Origin of the sequence: Hydrogenophaga flava NBRC 102514 (assembly GCF_001571145.1) — a bacterium.
Taxonomy (GTDB): Bacteria; Pseudomonadota; Gammaproteobacteria; order Burkholderiales; family Burkholderiaceae_C; genus Hydrogenophaga; species Hydrogenophaga flava.
Genome location: NZ_BCTF01000017.1, coordinates 116,845 through 134,510, shown reverse-complemented (window position 1 = coordinate 134,510; position 17,666 = coordinate 116,845). Strand labels below are relative to the sequence as shown.

General features: G+C 64.7%; 18 protein-coding genes. 6 read left to right on the top strand and 12 right to left on the bottom strand.

Going from position 1 to position 17,666, the window contains the following annotated elements; all coding sequences use genetic code 11:
* The 4 genes from HFL01S_RS15840 to HFL01S_RS15825 all read right to left on the bottom strand — a co-directional run.
* Nucleotides 1-2,708 (bottom strand): toprim domain-containing protein (locus tag HFL01S_RS15840; RefSeq protein WP_066260416.1); only part of this gene is annotated, 2,708 nt, incomplete at its 3' end.
* 367 nt (nt 2,709-3,075) lie between these two features.
* The gene (locus HFL01S_RS25150) at nt 3,076-3,669 is read right to left on the bottom strand and encodes a hypothetical protein (RefSeq protein ID WP_157538902.1); all 594 of its coding nucleotides are present in this window, start codon (nt 3,667-3,669) and stop codon (nt 3,076-3,078) included.
* 220 nt (nt 3,670-3,889) lie between these two features.
* A complete protein-coding gene (locus HFL01S_RS15830) occupies nt 3,890-5,245 on the bottom strand; it encodes a tyrosine-type recombinase/integrase (protein WP_066260411.1) in 1,356 nt (451 codons plus the stop codon).
* Between the two features lie 302 nt (nt 5,246-5,547).
* A complete protein-coding gene (locus HFL01S_RS15825) occupies nt 5,548-6,534 on the bottom strand; it encodes an NADPH:quinone oxidoreductase family protein (protein WP_066260409.1) in 987 nt (328 codons plus the stop codon).
* A gap of 120 nt (nt 6,535-6,654) precedes the next feature.
* Between HFL01S_RS15825 and surE the strand changes: the two genes are divergently transcribed.
* From surE to rlmD, 5 genes are all read left to right on the top strand, one after another.
* The gene (gene surE / locus HFL01S_RS15820; protein ID WP_066260403.1) at nt 6,655-7,440 is read left to right on the top strand and encodes a 5'/3'-nucleotidase SurE; all 786 of its coding nucleotides are present in this window, start codon (nt 6,655-6,657) and stop codon (nt 7,438-7,440) included.
* A complete protein-coding gene (locus HFL01S_RS15815; RefSeq protein WP_084383370.1) occupies nt 7,437-8,276 on the top strand; it encodes a protein-L-isoaspartate(D-aspartate) O-methyltransferase in 840 nt (279 codons plus the stop codon). Before surE ends, HFL01S_RS15815 begins: the two co-directional genes overlap by 4 nt.
* A gap of 87 nt (nt 8,277-8,363) precedes the next feature.
* Entirely contained in the window at nt 8,364-9,263 is a 900-nt protein-coding gene (locus HFL01S_RS15810; RefSeq protein WP_084383368.1) for a peptidoglycan DD-metalloendopeptidase family protein, read from the top strand.
* 12 nt (nt 9,264-9,275) lie between these two features.
* Nucleotides 9,276-10,061 carry a 3'-5' exonuclease gene (locus tag HFL01S_RS15805; RefSeq protein ID WP_066260398.1) on the top strand — a complete coding sequence of 262 codons (786 nt, stop codon included), beginning with the start codon at nt 9,276-9,278 and terminating at the stop codon, nt 10,059-10,061.
* A 12-nt stretch (nt 10,062-10,073) separates the two neighbouring features.
* Nucleotides 10,074-11,498, top strand: a complete 1,425-nt coding sequence (gene rlmD, locus HFL01S_RS15800) for a 23S rRNA (uracil(1939)-C(5))-methyltransferase RlmD (RefSeq protein WP_066260397.1) — start codon at nt 10,074-10,076, stop codon at nt 11,496-11,498.
* 32 nt (nt 11,499-11,530) lie between these two features.
* Here rlmD and HFL01S_RS25750 read toward each other — a convergent pair whose 3' ends face one another.
* Both HFL01S_RS25750 and HFL01S_RS15790 read right to left on the bottom strand, forming a co-directional pair.
* Nucleotides 11,531-11,953: a hypothetical protein gene (locus HFL01S_RS25750; RefSeq protein ID WP_084383366.1), complete on the bottom strand. Its 423-nt coding sequence runs from the start codon at nt 11,951-11,953 to the stop codon at nt 11,531-11,533.
* Between the two features lie 116 nt (nt 11,954-12,069).
* Complete coding sequence (locus HFL01S_RS15790) at nt 12,070-12,753, bottom strand: Bax inhibitor-1 family protein (RefSeq protein WP_066260395.1); 684 nt, start codon at nt 12,751-12,753, stop codon at nt 12,070-12,072.
* Between the two features lie 173 nt (nt 12,754-12,926).
* Here HFL01S_RS15790 and HFL01S_RS15785 point away from each other — a divergent pair, with 173 nt between their 5' ends.
* Nucleotides 12,927-13,334: a GlcG/HbpS family heme-binding protein gene (locus tag HFL01S_RS15785; protein WP_066260392.1), complete on the top strand. Its 408-nt coding sequence runs from the start codon at nt 12,927-12,929 to the stop codon at nt 13,332-13,334.
* Nucleotides 13,335-13,454: 120 nt separating this feature from the next.
* On the opposite strand, the gene HFL01S_RS15780 is transcribed toward HFL01S_RS15785, so the two are convergent.
* The 6 genes from HFL01S_RS15780 to HFL01S_RS15755 form a co-directional block, all read right to left on the bottom strand.
* Complete coding sequence (locus HFL01S_RS15780) at nt 13,455-13,652, bottom strand: hemin uptake protein HemP (protein ID WP_066260389.1); 198 nt, start codon at nt 13,650-13,652, stop codon at nt 13,455-13,457.
* Complete coding sequence (locus tag HFL01S_RS15775; RefSeq protein ID WP_066260387.1) at nt 13,649-14,062, bottom strand: ExbD/TolR family protein; 414 nt, start codon at nt 14,060-14,062, stop codon at nt 13,649-13,651. The genes HFL01S_RS15780 and HFL01S_RS15775 overlap by 4 nt, the downstream gene beginning before the upstream one ends.
* Before the next feature lie 13 nt (nt 14,063-14,075).
* A complete protein-coding gene (locus HFL01S_RS15770) occupies nt 14,076-14,810 on the bottom strand; it encodes a MotA/TolQ/ExbB proton channel family protein (RefSeq protein ID WP_066260381.1) in 735 nt (244 codons plus the stop codon).
* A 44-nt stretch (nt 14,811-14,854) separates the two neighbouring features.
* A complete protein-coding gene (locus HFL01S_RS15765; RefSeq protein ID WP_066260379.1) occupies nt 14,855-15,514 on the bottom strand; it encodes an energy transducer TonB in 660 nt (219 codons plus the stop codon).
* Between the two features lie 292 nt (nt 15,515-15,806).
* Nucleotides 15,807-16,883, bottom strand: coding sequence for an alpha-hydroxy acid oxidase (locus HFL01S_RS15760; RefSeq protein WP_066260375.1), 1,077 nt, complete (start codon nt 16,881-16,883; stop codon nt 15,807-15,809).
* Entirely contained in the window at nt 16,880-17,569 is a 690-nt protein-coding gene (locus HFL01S_RS15755) for a Fe2+-dependent dioxygenase (protein WP_066260371.1), read from the bottom strand. The genes HFL01S_RS15760 and HFL01S_RS15755 overlap by 4 nt, the downstream gene beginning before the upstream one ends.
* Nucleotides 17,570-17,666 lie beyond the last annotated feature (97 nt).

The following is a 17,666-nucleotide window of genomic DNA, read 5'->3' as shown; positions in this document are numbered from 1 at the left end:
CAGGTCCCATACTGATCGCCTGCGCGCTGCGTACCAAAACGCTGCGCAGCCACGTCAGTGAACACCTCGATGTTTTTGAGTGTGATGGGGAGGAGGTCAATCGAGCGCCGAAGCAGGCGCTTCGAGATAGTCTTGTCGCGAATGACGAAGCTGTAAATCCTCTCTCGAAGCTGGCTCCATGTCGCGTCGCCATCTTTCTTGTTCTTCACTTCCCCGCGCAAAGTCAGCACCGCCAGGCGGTCGATATCGGCCTTATTCTTGGTCGCGACCTGAATCGACGCCAAGCAGAACATACTGCGGATGTTGAAGCGCATCCCCTTGCCATCGGAGGTGCCCAGAAATGTGATCGCTCCCGACTCCGAAGACGCCTGACGGATCAGCGACAGAAGCTTCTGTATGCGCTGAACGTCGTATTCCTCCTTGGATTCCGACTCATCCATCAACACGGGCCTGGCGTCGCCCCCTAGCGCTTGGCGGATACCCGGCTCAGAGGAGTTACCTTGGGCATACACAGCGGTCTCGAAAAGCAGCCGGTTGGCGATGTTCGCCAGCGTCGTCTTGCCGGGCCCCGCGGAGCCGGTGATCCAGATGTGCGGCCGCCACGGCAATGCACCGCACACCGTCGCCAGGGCAAGCCAGCCGCCGAATAGCAGTGCCGATCCCGGCATGCCCCATCGAAACTGCTGCAGTAGCTCTAGCAACTCGGCGCCTTCGGCAGCACTCAACCCGGTCTCATGCGGCTCTGGCAGTGAATGCGCCCGCTCGTAAACGTAGCGAGACGAAATTTGGGTGACGTCGAGTCGGGTGCTGTCAACGGTCAGGTAGGCGCCGTGATGGAAGACGACGCGGCCATCGTCGACCCAGGCACCGCGGCCGCGCACCTTATTGGGGTCATAGATGCCGCGCCTTTCGGCCGTGCGAATGAGGAACTCAGCGGCGGCTTGCTTGTCGATACCAAGATTCCTTCTGTGGGGAAAGTTCGTTTCCCACCAGTTCAGCGGCGCCAGCTCGATCAATCCAGCATCTGACATGTCGGACTTGGTGATGTCCGACACCTGCCCGGTGTTGTGTAGGAAGAGGTAGTACGTGCCGCGGTTGTGGCCCAAGATCGTGAAGTAGTTATTGCGTGCGAGTCCGGCATCGCCATGGTCACCGGTACGCACACTTACCGTGCTGTCGCATTCGACCGCGCCCGCCAGCTGGCCGTTTTTCGCCCGAGCCATCGTTTGGCCGACGAGTTCGCGTGTGCTTGGATCTTCGCCCGCAACAGCGTCGATGTAGTCGAACATCATGTCAAGAAAATGCTCGCCCCAGCCGCGCCAATCATCAGCACTTGACGGCATCTCTGCACTGGCGCCGTACATAGCAGCCACGCGCTGCACCTCAGCATCTTGACTTGGTGCGGCCATGATGTTGATCACCGCCTCCGGATAGGCACAGCGCGCTATCGCTGCGACGTGTTCCAAGCTGTCATCGGCGGCCAGAACAATCGTGTCGTTCTCTATAAGTGGAGCACCGCCAAGGCCCGCGACTGTTTTCGACAGCCGCACAAGACACTCATGTGCATACGCTACGCCCTCTGCTTCGAATTCGGTCGGCACCACTACTACGCGTGCTGGGCGAGCGCCATCTTCAAGCGCAGCCTCAATGACATCGCGTACGACGTTGAGACTGAATAGCTGATGAAGGTCATTGAAGTCTGTTGGACCGCTGAGCTTGCCGGTGCTGCCTGGCTTACCTTCGCTGCGCGCAAACGGAGGAGTGACGACCAGGCCGCCAACGGCCTCGGCCGCTTTATGCGCCTTTGTCAGGCCTGGATTCTTGGGCACGTGCGGGTTCTCGTGCGTCGGCCCTGTCCATTGGTCGTTGTCGGCCAGCAGCACGAACAGGGCGTCGGGGAACTTCTTGTGCAGGGCCTTGGCCACCGGCACCAGGTTCCCGGCGTCGAACGCCACGATGCCGGCGTGGCCCGTCGCCTCGTGCGCGCTCGCCACGGTGGCGTAGCCCTCGCCGATCATGATCACCATGCGCTGCCGGCCGACATGCTCGACGGTCACAGGCTTGCCCATGGCGAAGAAGCAGCCGTCTTTGACGCCGTCCTTGAGGTAGTCCTTGTCGCGGTCGCCCCAGATCTTGGCCGGGAAGATGGCCTGCATGCTGCGCAGCGCCTTACCGGTGTCTCGAATCGGGATCAGCAGCGCGCGCTCGGCGACCACGTCGACGCTGCCGGTGTCGTGGTCGATTTTCTCCCACGGGCCGACGCGCAGACCATGGGAGCGCACGCCCTTGCGCTTGAGGTACGGATGGTCGTCGCCATCCAGCGGCTGCGCCTGATCCCACATGAACTGAGCGTGCTGGGCCGCGGCTTCCTGCAGACGAAGTTTCTCGGCATCGCGCGCCGCGCGCTGGGCTTCCATTCGCCGGCAGAACGCCAGCCGCTCCTCGGTCGTCAGTGGCTTGATGCCCTTACCGGACCATGTGAACTTTGCCTCGTTGCCGTACCTCTTGTTGCATCCGAACGCGCCGGACGGCAGGCCGTCGAGGTGCAGAACGTACCAGCCGTTGCGCGACAACTTGCGGTCGCCCACCACGTGCATGCGGTGGAACTTGCCGTCAGCGATTAGGGCGTCATCGGTCCTGATGTCGTGTTCCGCCATTGCGCGACGGAATTGATCGATGATTTCTGCCTCGGTCATCGCGGCGTACATGCTTCAACTCCGAGGGCGGCTCGAATGCCAGCCACCGGCCAGCCTAGGCGGCCATTGATCCGAACCGGACGTAGGCCTTCGGGAAAGGTCTCAGCGCAAGCCCAACCGCGTAATGTTTGTGGGCGGCGCATAAGATAGTGCGCAGCCTGTTCAGTCGGTATGGTGGGGCGGGTTACTTTCTCCAGCGGAGGAAACTGCCTTGGATCAGAAACAGCACTCTGGGCTGCGGCGCCTTGGTGTTTTTCATCGCGAACGACTGGCATATCGATTGTTCCCAAGCCTTGCGGCCTCGTTGATATGCATCGATCATCGTGTCACGACCAACCCTCGTGTAAACCATCCCTCGTCCCTCAGCATGAGGGAGGGGTCATTCCTCTTCGTGGACGTACTTGATTTCTCTTCCCTTTCTAAGCCGTTCCCAAGCAAGTTCAAATACTTTCTCGCTTTGGAAAAGATCGTGTCGCTCACCAAGAAGTGCCTTGCGCAAGTCAGCCTTGACTCCCGCATGACCTTTCGGACTTTTCGGCAGGCGAGTTGGGTCTAGTTCACGGGCACTGAGCGCGGCACGAATGGCCGACTCTTGAGCCCTTTGACGGGGCATTGCGACAGGTGCAACGTTAGAGGCCTGATTGTCTGTTTCCTGCTGTGCTGAGGTGACTTGAACGTTATACCCAAGCTCTGCCGCAAATGACCGCAAGTCGCTCAGTGAGACCACGGCCGAGAGTACTTTGACGCTTGGCGCGTCTGGTCTTATCGGTGTTCGGGTTTGGGGATCACGCACACAAAGCCGACCTTGTCGTACCGCTTCCAAGAGTCCGGTTCCAAGTGCGCAATCATGCTGCATGCGCTCGGTCAGACTGTTTTCATCAGGGAACTCAGCCACCGCCAGCAAGAAACCAACCCCTCCATAACCGTCAAACGGCACGAACTCGCAACCGGCTGGCAATCGGATTGATTTCACAGATCCTCCAGAAATCTCTCCCGTGCATCGAGCCCTGGCATGCCAGTGGGAGGCCTGGCTTTTAGCAGGATTTTGGTCCTGTGTATCTGGACAAAAAATTTTCAAGCGTGCCCCGAGCACACCAATGCAAGGAAGGCGGTAGTCTAAAAAAAAGGTCTAGCGGGGTGGGGCGTGAATCTTCTTCACGAACGCCTGCATGGCCAACCTTCTATTGCGATATTCATGCTGCCACAACTTGAAGCTTTTCCGGCTGGGCTCTGGGGTCGAACTTGATGCCTGCCTGCTCCAGAGTCCACGCCTCCAGTCGCTCATGGTGAACGCGAAGCAGGTCCAACGGGCGCACGCGATAGTGTTTCTCGGCGGTCGCGCTGGGTTTGTGGCCCTGAATCTGCGCCACTACGCCCGCTGGCAGTTCCAGCCATTCCGACAGAGTACCGAAGCTGCGACGCAAGCCGTGCAGGGTCAACTCCGCGATGCCAGCTACTGCGCAGGCATCAGCCAATCTACGATGTGGGCGGCTGATAGGCTGGGACTTAGTGTCGCTGGAAAATACCCACTCATTGCGCCGTGGCAGGCTGGCCAGTAGGTACCACACGTAGGGCGTCATGGGAATTCGCCGGGTGCCATCTTGTCCGCCCTTGCTGGCGTCCTTGTCGCGAATGGTGAGTCCCCGCCATTGGGTGTTGACGTCATCCCAGCGCAGCGCCAGTAGTTCGCCTGGGCGTGCGCCCGTCAGTAGCAGCGTTTGCAGGTAGGCAGATACAGCTGGGCTTCGCAGTCCCTGTACGGCGGCAAACCAGGCAGGTAGCTGTTCTTTCAGTAGGGCATCCCGCTTTGCCTTGGGTTTGCCAAGTGCCTCACGGGCTCGACGATTGCGGGCGGGGTTCTTCTCGGGTATCAGGGCGGCATATTCTGGGTGCTCTGTGCACCAACAAAGAAACGCATGAAACAGGTGCAGCCCAAGCCGTGCACGTGTCGGGCGGGAGTGGGCTTCGCGAGCGGCCCATGCCTGCACAGTGTCAGCAGTCAGGTCTACCAAGCGCAGAGAAGCAAAGTGGTGCAGCGGCCCGGGCTCGGTGGTGCCCTTTCCGCGCTTTTTAGGCTCGCCACCAGGAGCCATCATGCTCACGTTATCGCGCAAGTGCAGATCGCCCCAGTGTGAGCGGCGAGCGTCCAGATACACGGCCCATGCCTCGCCCACGGTCGCGGCCTGCGCGATGGTGGCAGCCTTCTCCGCGGCCACTGCGGCCTGCTTTTGGCGCTCGATCTCTCGGGGGTCTTGCCCAGCATCTAGCACCACGGCAAGTCGGCGAGCTTCTGCACGGGCCTGCTCGATTGACCAGGTGCGCACGTCGCCAATGGTGAGCCTGATGGTTCTACTAGCTAACTTACGCTCAAAAACGAAAGACTTGCTCCCAGTGTTGGTCACTCGCACACGCAACCCTGGGGCCTTGGTGTCTCTAAGGAATGCCTGAGCCTTTGTGTCGGAGCGACAGCTTAGTCGCGCTATGGCGCCAGCGGTCAGTTCGATGGCCTGGGCAGTGTCCGGTAAGTCAGTTTTCTTCGGTCTAGCCATGTGTCGGTGCTCCGGTCAAGTGGCTACACGTTTGATCTGTGTAGCCACTGTGTAGCCAAAAAACCCAAATATTGGGAAATTTTGATCAACACAAGGCTCAAGTGATTTACTCAAAAATGAGCATAAGCTGTTGATTTTTATAAATTGTATCTACAGTGATCAACAAGGGCAAATCATTGAAATTAAGGATTGTGATTCCTGTTGTCGTGGGTTCGAGTCCCATCAGCCACCCCAGAAATACATGAACAAAGCCCGGCGTTTGCCGGGCTTTTTCGTTTCTGGCTCCTGGTGGAATCTGCTGGTCAGTTCACCAGCACCAGCTTTCCCTTGACCGAACGCGAACCCATGATGGAGTAGGCCTTGGGCAGGTCCTTCATCGGCAGTGTCTGGTCGATCACCGGCTTGATCTGGCCCTTCATGTACATCGCGGCCAGTGTCTGCATCATCTGGGCGTTGGCCTTGGGTTCGCGTTTGGCAAAGTCGCCCCAGAACACACCCACGATGCTCGCGCCCTTGAGCAGCGACAGGTTCAGCGGCAGGCTGGGGATCGGGCCGCTGGCAAAGCCCACCACCAGATAGCGGCCGCGCCAGGCGATGGAGCGGAAGGCCGGCTCGGCGAAGTCTCCGCCGACGGGGTCGTAGATCACGTCGGGTCCTTTGCCCCCGGTCAGCCGCTTGATTTCGTCGCGCAGCGTGGTCTGCGGTGTATGCACGCTGTAGTTGATGGTTTCGTCGGCACCCAGCTGCCTGCAAAGGGCGCATTTGTCGTCGCTCGAAGCGGCGGCAATCACCCTTGCGCCGGCGGCCTTAGCCAGCTGGATCGCGGCTGTGCCGACGCCACCAGCGGCGCCCAGCACCAGCACGGTTTCACCGGCCTTGAGCTGGGCGCGGTCCACCAGCGCGTGCTGCGAGGTGGCGTAGATCATGATGAAGGCGGCCGCATCCACCGGCGGGAAGCCTGGTGGCAGAGGCATGCACAGCGCTGCGGGCGCTAGCGTGTGGGTGCCGAAACCGCCGGTGCCACTCAGGCAGGCGACGCTCTGGCCCACCTGCAGATGCGTCACGCCTTCACCGACCGCGCGAACCATTCCGGCGTACTCTGACCCAGGCACGAAGGGCAGTGGTGGCTTCATCTGGTACTTGTTCTGCACGATCAGCAGATCAGGAAAATTCAGGCTCGCCGCCTGGATCTCAATCAGCACCTCGCCCGCTCCGGGTTCGGGCGTGGGCAGTTCTTTCCAGGTCAGGGCGTCCACGCCCACGGGGTTTTCGCAAAGCCAGGCTTGCATCGGTCGTCTCCGGTGTTGTCAGGATCGACGCATGATAGGCAGGGCCGCACTCGAGGGGCGTCACCTGTGCGGCCCCATGTCCCGGGCGTGACCCGGGGCGGGCCGCCTAAAATCCTGCCAATGAAAATTCTCATCTCCAACGACGATGGTTACCAGGCGCCCGGCATCGTGGCCCTGTACGAGGCGCTCAAGGGCCTGGCCGACGTGGAGGTGGTGGCGCCCGAGCACAACAACAGTGCCAAGTCCAACGCGCTGACCCTGCACTCGCCGCTGTATGTGCACCGCGCATCCAATGGTTTCCGCTATGTGAACGGCACCCCGGCCGACTGCGTGCACATCGCGCTGACCGGGCTGCTGGGCTACCGGCCCGATCTTGTGGTGTCTGGCATCAACAACGGTGCCAACATGGGGGACGACACCATTTACTCCGGCACCGTCGGAGCGGCCATGGAAGGCTACCTGTTCGGCATCCCTGCCATTGCGTTCTCCCAGACGGAGCGGGGCTGGGCGCACCTGGACGTGGCCGGACAGAAGGCCGCCGAGCTGGTCAGACACCTGCTGCCGACGCTGTCGTCGGGGGACGACGCGGGTCGGCGACCGGCTCCGTGGCTGCTGAACGTCAACATTCCTTGCCGCCCGGCCGAGCAGATCCGGGGCTTCAAGGTGGCCCGCCTCGGGCGCCGCCACGCGGCCGAACAGGTGATCACGCAGACCAATCCCCGCGGTGAAACCATGTACTGGATCGGCAGCGCCGGTCCGGCCAAGGACGATGCTGAAGGCACCGACTTTCATGCCACGGCGCAGGGCTTCGCCAGCATCACGCCGCTGCAGGTGGACCTGACCGACCATGAGCGGCTCGCTTACTGGGTTCCGACGGCCGCCGCCATGGGCGCCGGGACGCCATGAAGCGGACAAACCCCGCTTCGCCACCGGCCAGGAACGCTTCCGCTGCCCCCGCCTCCGGCAAGCCGCGGCCGGCATTCCCGGCCCGCCTGGACACAGGTGCGGCGGCGCCGGTCAACCGGCCTGGCGTCGCACCGGCGGTGCAGGGCCGCAGCACGGCACCCATCGCTGCGAACACAGCCCCTCGCGGGGTCGGCATGGATTCAGTCGCGGTTCGGCATGCCATGGTGCGCAAGCTGCAGGCCCAGGGCGTTTCCCACCCGGGAGTGCTGGCGGCCATGCAGGCGGTGGAGCGGCACCGCTTCGTGGACACCGCGCTGGCCAACCAGGCCTATGAAGACACCAGCCTGCCGATCGGCCTGGGTCAGACCATCTCCAAGCCCAGCGTGGTGGCGCGCATGCTGGAGTTGCTGTGCCAGGGCAGGGAGGGCCGCATTGGCCGGGTGCTGGACATCGGTACCGGGTGTGGCTACCAGGCTGCGGTGCTGAGCCATCTGGTGCAGGAGGTCTACAGCATCGAGCGGCTGCGGGCGCTGCACGAGAAGGCGCGCGACAACCTGCGGGCCTTCCGGCTGGCCAATGTCCACCTCCTGTTTGGCGACGGCATGCCGGGCTATCCGCAAGGCGCGCCTTACGCCGGCATCGTGGCCGCCGCGGGCGGGAACGATGTGCCGCAGGCCTGGATCGAACAGCTTGCGGTGGGAGGGCGCCTGGTGGCTCCGGCAGTGACCGACTCGGGCCAGCAGCACCTGATCGTCATTGAGCGCCATGCTCACGGATTCACACGTTCTGTATTGGAACCGGTGCTCTTCGTGCCCCTAAAATCAGGCGTTTCGTGAAACCTTTCGGCCGACACGTGGCTGGCAAGTGTTTCGTAGAGGCAGTGCCCGGGTGGAAACGGGCCTGACATCAGGCAGGAAACAGGAATGAACAAGCGGGATTTTGATAGACAGCCAGTGCGCACGCGGCGCATCTCATGGCGCGGTGTGGCCCTGTGGACCCTGCTGGGGGGACTGGTGCTGACGGCCGGATGCTCCACACGGCGACTGAGCCAGCCCGCACCGGTCGAAGACCGTTCCGGCGCGGCGCGGCCATCCGACGGCAAGCCTTTGCCCGGAGCGGAGAACGCTGGCAAACCGGGTTACTACACCGTGCGCCCCGGTGACACGCTGTACCGGATCGCGCTGGAGGCCGGCCAGGCACCGCGCGACGTGCAGGCCTGGAATAACCTGACCAACCCCAACCTGATCGAAGTCGGTCAGGTCCTACGGGTGGCGCCGCCCGTATCGGGCACAGCCGCCACAGCGACGGGGGTGACCGCTGCACCGGTGGCCACGCCGGGCGTGGTGGCGCGGCCCCTGAACGCGCCCCCTGCACCGGGCACGCCGGGTGCAACGGTCACGGCGCCAACCGCTGCCACACCTGCGCCTGCCACGGAGCCCGTTTCCGCCGGGGCCGACGACGTGGCATTTGTGTGGCCTGCCCAGGGCGCCGTGGTGGCATCTTTCGATGAAGGCAAGAACAAGGGCGTGTCCATCAGCGGCCGCCTGGGCGATCCGGTGCTCGCCGCCGCCGACGGGCGCGTGGTGTATGCCGGCGCCGGTCTGCGCGGCTATGGCAACCTGATCATCCTCAAGCACAACAACACCTTCCTCACGGCCTACGCCCACAACCAGGCCCTGCTGGTGCGCGAAGACCAGACCGTGAAGCAGGGACAGCGCATCGCCGAGATGGGGAGCAGCGACGCCGACCGAGTCAAGCTGCACTTCGAGGTGCGCCGCAACGGTAAGCCGGTCGATCCGGTGGCCTATCTGCCCAAGCGCTGAACAGGCCGGCGCATGGCCTGGCCGGTGCTGGTTTTTGACATCGAGTCGATTCCGGATGTTGACGGCCTGCGCACGTTGCGGGGTGCGCCCGCCGATGCCACGGATGCCCAGGTCTACGAGGCCTGGCTGAACGAGCGCAAGGACAAGGGCCAGAGCGATTTCGCACCGCTGCACCTGCAGCGTGTGCTGGTCATCAGTGTGGTGTTCCGCAGCGCCGAAGGCCTGCGCGTGCACTCCTTCGTCGACCGCGACGGCCAGAGCGAAGGCCGGGTCATCCAGACCTTCTTCAACAGCATCGAAAAGCACCAGCCGCAGCTGGTGAGCTGGAACGGCGGCGGCTTCGACCTGCCCGTGCTGCACTACCGCGGATTGCGCCACGGCGTCGAAGCAAGCAAGTACTGGGACCTGGGCGAGGACGACCGCGAGTACAAGTGGAACAACTACATCAGCCGCTACCACATGCGCCATCTGGACCTGATGGACCTGCTGGCGATGTACAGCCCCAAGAACAACGCGCCGCTGGACGCGCTGGCCAAGCTGTGCGGCTTTCCCGGCAAGCTGGGCATGGACGGCTCGCAGGTCTATCCGCAGTACCTCGACGGCCGACTGGAGGACATCCGCCGCTACTGCGAGACGGACGTGATGAACACCTATCTGGTGTACTGCCGCTTCCAGAAGATGCGTGGTGGTCTCACAGAGGCCGAGTACGAGCAGGAAATCGCGTTCGTGAAAGAGACGCTGGGTCAGCTGGCGCCCGCTGAGAGTCACTGGCAGGAGTACCTCGCCGCCTGGGCCTGAGACAATTGGGGCATGAGCCAAGACAGCCCCACACAACAAGATCCCCTCACCCCCGCGTCACCTTCCGCCGGCTTGCCTGAAGGCCAGCTGTTTGTCGAATCGCTCGACATCGAGGCGCAGGGCATCGCCCACCGGCCCGATGGCAAGGTCGTGTTCATCGATGGCGCGTTGCCGTTCGAGATCGTCAGCGCCAAGGTCCATCGCAAGAAGAACAACTGGGAAGCCGCGACGCTGACCGAGATCCACCGCGGGTCGCCGCAGCGTGTCACGCCCGGCTGCCCGCACTTCGGACTGCACGAAGGCGCGTGCGGTGGCTGCAAGATGCAGCACCTGCATGCCAGCTCGCAGGTGGCGATCAAGCAGCGCGTGCTGGAGGACAACCTCTGGCATCTGGCCAAGGTCAAGGCCGAGATGCTGCTGCGTCCGATTGAGGGGCCGGCCTGGGGCTACCGCTACCGCGCGCGCCTGTCGGTGCGCTTCGTGCACAAGAAGGGCGTGGTGCTGATCGGCTTTCACGAGCGCAAGAGCCGCTACGTGGCCGACATGCAGGTCTGCCGTGTGCTGCCGCCCCATGTGAGCAACCTGCTCATGCCCTTGCGCGAGCTGATCTACGGCATGGACGCGCGCGAGACCTGCCCGCAGATCGAACTGGCCTGCGGCGACGACGTGACCGCCCTGGTGCTCCGGCATCTGGAGCCCCTGAGTGATGACGATCTGGCCCGGCTGCGCGCTTTCGGTCAGCAGAACGGCGTGCAATGGTGGTTGCAGCCCAAGGGTCCGGACACGGTCCGGCTGCTGGACGAGGGCGGGGCGCAGCTGAGCTACCGCCTGCCCGAGTTCGGCATCACCATGCCCTTCAAGCCGACCGACTTCACGCAGGTCAATCCGCACATCAACCGGGTGCTGGTGGCGCGTGCGCTGCGCCTGCTGGACGCTCAGAAGAGCGAACGGGTGATCGACTGGTTCTGCGGTCTGGGCAACTTCACCCTGCCAATTGCCACGGGCGCCGGCGAGGTGCTGGGTATCGAGGGCAGCGAGTCACTGGTGGCGCGCTCGCGTGAGAACCTCGCGTTCAACCAGCAGGGGCGCCCGTCACCGTTGGCGCCCACGAGCTTCGTGGCGCGCAACCTGTTCGAGATGACGCCCGAGATGCTGGTGGCCGACGGTGTGGCGGACAAATGGCTGGTGGACCCGCCTCGGGAGGGGGCGTTTGCGCTGTCCAAGGCGCTGGCCGACCTGCACCAGCAGCCTGAGCTGCGCGCAGGCTGGACGCCGCCCAGGCGAATTGTCTACGTGAGCTGCAACCCGGCCACGCTGGCGCGCGACGCCGGCCTGCTGGTGCACCAGGCGGGGTACCGCTGCACGGCGGCGGGGGTGGTCAACATGTTCCCGCACACCGCACACGTCGAAAGCATGGCGGTGTTCGAACTGCCCTGAGGCTCAGCCGGCCTCGGTGTGGGCCCGGGGCGTCAGGATCTTTGGGTCTTGGCGTCGCCGGACGACCTGGTGGTCGGGGTCTTGTCGGCTGCCTTCTTCCCGGAGGATGACTTCGCATCACTCGAAGTGTGTTCGTCCTGGGCCGCTGTGTCCTCTTGTTCGACCAGCTCTTCACCAGAGGGCGACTCGATGGCGGACGGCATGCCGACAATCTGGTTGTCGCGCATGTACTGGTCCATCTCCTTCCAGCCAGCGAACACGGAGGCCTTGCCGGCCTTGGGGTTGGTCTTGAAGCAGTCCTCGATGCTGCGGATCGCGTGGCGGCAGGCGCTGCCGATGGCATGCGCCTCGGCCTGCTTGCGCTCCGCCACCTGGGTGGCGCTTTCGATGCCCAGTGCGTCGCAGCCGGCCAGCAGGGCGGCGCAGAGGCAGAGGGGCAGGGCAAGGTGTCGCATGGTGCTTGAACGAGGTTTGTCTCTGTTTTCGGCGGGGCGGACGAGAACTTGAGCGCGTGCAGGCATGAAAAAGGGGACCCGGAGGTCCCCTTGTGTCGTCCGTGCAGTCCGACGGATCAGTCGTCGCCGCCCATGATGCCGAACAGCGCCAGCAGGTTCTGGAACACCGCGAAGATGTCGATGAACAGCTGGGTGGCGGCCACGATGTAGTTGGTCTCGCCGCCGTCAATGATGTTCTTCACGTCGTAGAGCATGTACAGGCTGAACACCAGCGTGCTCAGGGCGGTCAGGGCCAGCATCATGGCCGAGCTGCCGATGAAGACGTTGACTACCGCGGCGATCAGGATGGCGATCATGCCGGCGAACAGCCAGCGGCCCATGCCGCTGAGGTCGCGCTTGATCACGGTGGCCAGCGTGGCCATGGTGAAGAACACGCCGGCGGTGCTGGCGAAGGCGGCCATCACCAGCGTGGTGCCGTTGCCCATGCCCAGCACCACGCCCAGCAGGCGCGAGAGCATCAGGCCCATGAAGAAGGTGAAGGCCATCAGGATGGCCACGCCCGCACCGGAGTTGCGGAAGCGGTAGATGGCGAACTGGAAGGCCATCATGCCGCCGATGAACAGCACCATGCCGACGATGCCGCCAATGTTGCGGGTGATGCCGGTGCTCACGCCGATCCAGGCGCCCAGCACGGTCGGAAGCAGACACAGGGCCAGCAGCCAGTAGGTGTTGCGCAGCACCTTGTTGCGCTCGGCGCTGAGGGCGCCCGCAGTGCCTTGGTATTGGGTGAAGTCGGTCATGGTCTCTCCTGTTGGTCGGCGGAAGGCCGCGTGCGGCGCATTGTAGGGCGGTGCTCGCTGGCGTGTGGAAAGTGCTGCCGAGCCACCGCAGGGTGAGAACAGTTTTGATCGCCAGTTCTGCAATGAACGCGTTATCGTTCGCCTTTCATTCCATTTTCTGCAGGATTGCTTCCATGAAAACCAAAGCCGTGCTCGAACTCGCCGACGTCAAGGCCATTGCCGCCGCCGCCGAAGCCGAAGCCATGAAAAACCAGTGGGCCGTCACCATCGCCATCGTGGACGACGGCGGTCATCTGCTCTGGCTGCAGCGCCTGGACGGCGCGCCGGCGATGTCCTCGCACATCGCGCCGGCCAAGGCCCACACGGCTGCGCTCAGCCGCAAGGAGAGCAAGGTCTATGAGGATGTCATCAACCAGGGCCGCACCTCGTTCCTGAGCGCACCGACGGTGCAGGGCCTGCTCGAAGGCGGCGTGCCGGTGATCAAGGACGGCCAGTGCATCGGCGCGGTGGGCGTCAGCGGCGTGAAGTCCAGCGAGGACGCCCAGATCGCCAAGGCGGGCATCGCGGCGATCGGTCTGTGATCTGAAAAAACGCCTGGCTAACGGGGCCTTCGGCCCCCTGGCTGGCGAAAAACGACGCTCGGGGAATTGCTCATACCCCGGGTCGCCCCACGATTGAAAAAAGTGTCCTGGTCGGGTGGCTCACTTGGTCAGGATGAGCTTGCCCTGGCGGGTGGTTTGCAGGCGGTAGACCGCGCCGTTGTGTTCGATGGCCACCTGCGACCGGCCCTGCAGCACCGACTGGCTGCTGAGCACGGGCGCAGCGGCCGAGGCGGACGCCGTTGCGGGGGCCGTGACCGGGCTGGTCGCCACGGGAGTGGAGGTGGTCGGACGGGTCATGGCTGTGCGGGCTCCGTGATGAAACCGATCTTGCGCACGCCCGCGCGCTGGGCGCTGGCCATGGCCAGTGCCACGCGTTCGTAGCGCACGTCCTTGTCGCCGCGCATGTGCAGCTCGGGCTGTGGCTCCATGGCCGCGATCTGCGACAGGCGGGTGGTCAGCTCGGCGTCGGCGATGGGCGTTTCGTTCCAGTAGTAGGCGCCCGAGGCGTCGACCGACAGGCGGACGTTTTCCGGCTTGTCGACCAGCTTTTCATTGCTGGCGCGGGGCAGGTCGACCTTGACCGCGTGCTTGATGACCGGCACGGTGATGATGAAGATGATGAGCAGCACCAGCATGACGTCGATGAACGGGATCATGTTGATCTCCGCCATCATTTCGTCGCTGTCGTCCTGGGTTCCGATGGCCATGGGGACTCCTTGATCAGGCCTTCTTCATCGGCAGCACCTTGGCGTCGGCGCCGGAGCTGACGCGGGCGCCGGTGACGAAGTAGGCGTGCAGGTCGTGGGCAAAGCGGTTGAGCCGGTGCAGGATGGCCTTGTTGCCGCGCACCAGGGCGTTGTAGCCCAGCACCGCGGGGATGGCGACCAGCAGGCCGAGCGCGGTCATGATCAGCGCCTCGCCGATGGGGCCGGCCACCTGGTCGATGCTGACCTGGCCGGCGGCGCCAATACCCAGCAGGGCGTGGTAGATGCCCCAGACGGTGCCGAACAGGCCCACGAAGGGCGCGGTGGACGCGATGGAGGCGAGCACGGTCAGGCCGCTCTGGGCCTTGGCGATGTGGTCGTCCAGCGTGCGGCGCAGGCAGCGCTCGATCCAGTCGCTCACGTCCAGGCTGTCGTGCAGCTGCGGGGCCTGCCGGCCGTCCTTGTGAAGGATGTGGCGCTGGGCTTCACGGCCTTCGACCGCCAGGGCACGGAAGGGGTTGTTGTCGGCGGCGCCGAGCTTGTCCAGCCCCTCGGCGAAATCGGCGCTGTGCCAGAAGCCTTCGCTGGCCTTGGCCTGCTGGCGCTGGGCGCGCTGGTCCAGCACCTTCCAGAGAATGATGATCCAGGTGGCCAGCGACATGACCAGCAGCACCAGGGCGACGGTGCGGGTGACGGCGTCGCCTTGAGACCAGACGTGGGCCAGGCCCGAGCTTGCGAGAGGAGTGTCCATGGGAAGAAAGGGTCGAAAAGTGAAGAGCAAAAGGCGCCACCGCGTCAGTCGAGCACAAAGGTGACGGGCACGACGTACCACATGGCTTCGGGCACACCGGCCCGTTTGCCAGGCACATAGCGCCAGCGGAGCACGGTCTGGACCGCGGTTTCGTCCAGACGAGGGAAACCGCTGGATTTTTGGACTTCGGCACGGGTGGCAAGACCGTCCGTGCTGATATGCACCCGGACCATGACGCGACCTTGTTCGCCGAGTCGCTTTGACAGTGGAGGGTAGGGTGGCTGAGGGTTGTTCAGGTAGCTGGCGTCGCTGGAGGGCAGTTCCACCTTGGGTGGCGCGAGCGGTGCCGGCGCCGCCACCGGAGCAGCCGCGACCGGTTCGGTGACCGCCGGCTGTGGCTCGGGGGGCGCACTGACCACGCCGGTGGGCGCTTCGGGGGCCGGGGTCGGGTCCGGAATGGCCAGAGGCATCGGTGCCTGCTTCACCACGCGCTGCACAGGCGCTACCGGCTTGGGGGCCGGCTGTGGCTTGGGCGGGGTGGGCTCTGGCGTGACCTGGGGCTGTGGCGGCTCGATCAGTTCGGCCATCACCGCCACGGGCACCACCAGTTCCACGGCGCGCCGCAGCAGGCCGGTCTGCAGGGCCCAGAGGCCCAGCACGTGAAAGCCGATGACGGCGGCCACGATGAACAATCGGCGGTCCATGGGAGCTGGGTTGGAACGTGCCTCGCGTGCTTTGCCGGCAGACGGTGCCGGAGGGACGGTAAGGCCAAGAGCGGCGGAACTCATAGTGTAGGTGTCGTCGGAACGGAGCCGGTCCTTGTCAGGGGCGGAACACCCACCACAGAGCGCCCAGCAGCAGGGCAAGGCTGACGAAGAGGGTGGTCAGGGTTCCGGTCATTGTGAGCTCTCTGGTGAACGCGTTGGGCCGAAAAACGATGTGTTGATTATAAATGAGAATGGTTCGTATTCTGTGGATTGGGCAAAAATTTTCTGCTCAGGGGCGAGGCTGCAGAAGCGCAGGCCCCAGGTCTTCAAGCGTGCGGCAGCCGCACAGTGCCATGGCGATCTCCAGCTCGTCGCAGATCAGACGCAGCACCTGGGCGACGCCGGTCGCGCCGGCGTTCGCCAGCCCGTGCAGCACCGGCCGGCCGACCAGCACCGCGCTGGCGCCCAGCGCCAGGGCCTTGAGGACGTCGGTGCCGCGGCGCACGCCGCCATCGACCAGCACGGGCACGCGACCCGCCACCGCGGCTACGACCTCGGGCAGCAGGGCGGCGGTGGCGGGCAGGGTGTCCAGGGTGCGGCCGCCGTGGTTGGAGACGATCACGCCGCTCGCGCCGTGTTCGACCGCCAGATGGGCGTCGTCCGGGTGGGTGATGCCTTTGAGCAGGATGGGCAGCCGAGTGACCGAGCGCAGCCAGGCCAGGTCCTCCCAGGTCGGGGCGTGTTCCGCCAGGCCGCCGCACAGGCCAGGGCCGCCAGCCGCCATGGCAACGCCATCCGGCAGGTTGACCGCCGCCACCCCGGGGGGCAGCTGGAAACCGGTGCGGCGCTCCTGGTCGCGGCTGCCCTGCACGGGGGCGTCCACCGTGAGCACCAGGGCCTCGTAGCCCGCAGCCTCGGCGCGCGCCACCAGCGACCGCGTCAGACCGCGGTCGGGCTGCAGGTAGAGCTGGAACCACAGCGGTCCTCGGGCGGCCTCGCCTTGAGCGAGGCGGGCCACTTCCTCCAGCGGTACCGAGGCCTGCGTGCTCAGCACATAGCCCAGCCCCATCACCGCCGCCGCCAGCGCGCTGGCCCGTTCACCCTGGGGGTACGCCAGCCGCTGGTAGGCCATGGGGGCGACCAGCAGCGGATGCGCCAGTTCCCGGCCGAGCAGCGTGCGGCGGGTGTGGCCGCCAGAAAGTGGCCGCATCACCCGGGGGCGCAGCTGCAGGCGCTGCCAGGCGGTGCAGTTGTCACGCAGCGTGATTTCGTCGGCGGCGCCCCCAAACAGGTAGGCCCAGGCGCCGGCGTCCATGCGCTCCTGCGCCAGGCGTTCGTGGTCGGCGAGCGTGACCGGTTCTGTCATGTTTCGGCCCACATGCGCAGAAGGTTGTGGTACGTACCGGTCAGGCCCGTCGTTTCGGTGGTCTCGCCGTGGCGCTGGCGCAGCGCCAGCAGGTTCATGTCGAGTTCGTAGAGCAGGCGGCGCTGCTCGTCGCTGCGCACCATGCTCTGCACCCAGAGGAAGCAGGCCAGGCGCTCGCCGCGCGTGACCGGTGTGACCTGGTGCAGGCTGGTGCCGGGGTAAAGCACGGCGTGGCCGGCGGGCAGCTTGACGCCACGGGTGCCGTAGGTGTCGCTGACCGTGAGCTCGCCGCCGTCGTACTCGCCGGGGTCGTTCAGGAACACGGTGCAGGAGACGTCGGTGCGCACGTACTCGGTGCCGGCGGCCGTGGCCTTGAGGCGCACGGCGTTGTCGATGTGGTTGCCGTAGGTGTTGTGCTCGCCGCCGTAGCGGTTGATGCGCGGAGTGAAGATGCGCAGCGGCAGCGCGGCGCTGAAGAACAGGGCGGAGCGGTTCAGGCCGTCCAGCACCATCTGCCGGACGCGGGTCGCGGCTTCGCAGTCGTGCGGCAGCTGCTGGTTGTTTTTGACGGTGAGCGCCTGCGGGCCGGCGCTGTCGCGGCCATCGGCCCAGGGGGCGCTGCGCAGCAGGTCGCGCGCGGTGCGGATGTCGTCGGGCGACAGGATGTCGGGCAGGGTCAGCAGCATCGTGGGATCGGGCCGGTATGTGTCCGGGTCTTGCAGTGGAGGCTTTCAGTGGAAAAGCCGCCCGGCTTGCGCGGGGCGGCTGTGAGGGCCTGGGTTT

Bases quoted from the DNA above. Each gene is read 5' to 3' on its own strand.
- HFL01S_RS15780 (WP_066260389.1), bottom strand. From the start codon at position 13,652: ATGACCCGTCCGACCACCTCCACTCCCGTGGCGACCAGCCCGGTCACG.
- HFL01S_RS15810 (WP_084383368.1), top strand. From the start codon at position 8,364: ATGAACAAGCGGGATTTTGATAGACAGCCAGTGCGCACGCGGCGCATC.
- HFL01S_RS15825 (WP_066260409.1), bottom strand. From the start codon at position 6,534: ATGCAAGCCTGGCTTTGCGAAAACCCCGTGGGCGTGGACGCCCTGACC.
- HFL01S_RS25750 (WP_084383366.1), bottom strand. From the start codon at position 11,953: ATGCGACACCTTGCCCTGCCCCTCTGCCTCTGCGCCGCCCTGCTGGCC.
- HFL01S_RS15770 (WP_066260381.1), bottom strand. From the start codon at position 14,810: ATGGACACTCCTCTCGCAAGCTCGGGCCTGGCCCACGTCTGGTCTCAA.
- rlmD (WP_066260397.1), top strand. From the start codon at position 10,074: ATGAGCCAAGACAGCCCCACACAACAAGATCCCCTCACCCCCGCGTCA.
- HFL01S_RS15790 (WP_066260395.1), bottom strand. From the start codon at position 12,753: ATGACCGACTTCACCCAATACCAAGGCACTGCGGGCGCCCTCAGCGCC.
- HFL01S_RS15760 (WP_066260375.1), bottom strand. From the start codon at position 16,883: ATGACAGAACCGGTCACGCTCGCCGACCACGAACGCCTGGCGCAGGAG.
- surE (WP_066260403.1), top strand. From the start codon at position 6,655: ATGAAAATTCTCATCTCCAACGACGATGGTTACCAGGCGCCCGGCATC.
- HFL01S_RS15755 (WP_066260371.1), bottom strand. From the start codon at position 17,569: ATGCTGCTGACCCTGCCCGACATCCTGTCGCCCGACGACATCCGCACC.
- HFL01S_RS15830 (WP_066260411.1), bottom strand. From the start codon at position 5,245: ATGGCTAGACCGAAGAAAACTGACTTACCGGACACTGCCCAGGCCATC.
- HFL01S_RS15775 (WP_066260387.1), bottom strand. From the start codon at position 14,062: ATGGCCATCGGAACCCAGGACGACAGCGACGAAATGATGGCGGAGATC.
- HFL01S_RS15765 (WP_066260379.1), bottom strand. From the start codon at position 15,514: ATGGACCGCCGATTGTTCATCGTGGCCGCCGTCATCGGCTTTCACGTG.
- HFL01S_RS15785 (WP_066260392.1), top strand. From the start codon at position 12,927: ATGAAAACCAAAGCCGTGCTCGAACTCGCCGACGTCAAGGCCATTGCC.
- HFL01S_RS15805 (WP_066260398.1), top strand. From the start codon at position 9,276: ATGGCCTGGCCGGTGCTGGTTTTTGACATCGAGTCGATTCCGGATGTT.
- HFL01S_RS15815 (WP_084383370.1), top strand. From the start codon at position 7,437: ATGAAGCGGACAAACCCCGCTTCGCCACCGGCCAGGAACGCTTCCGCT.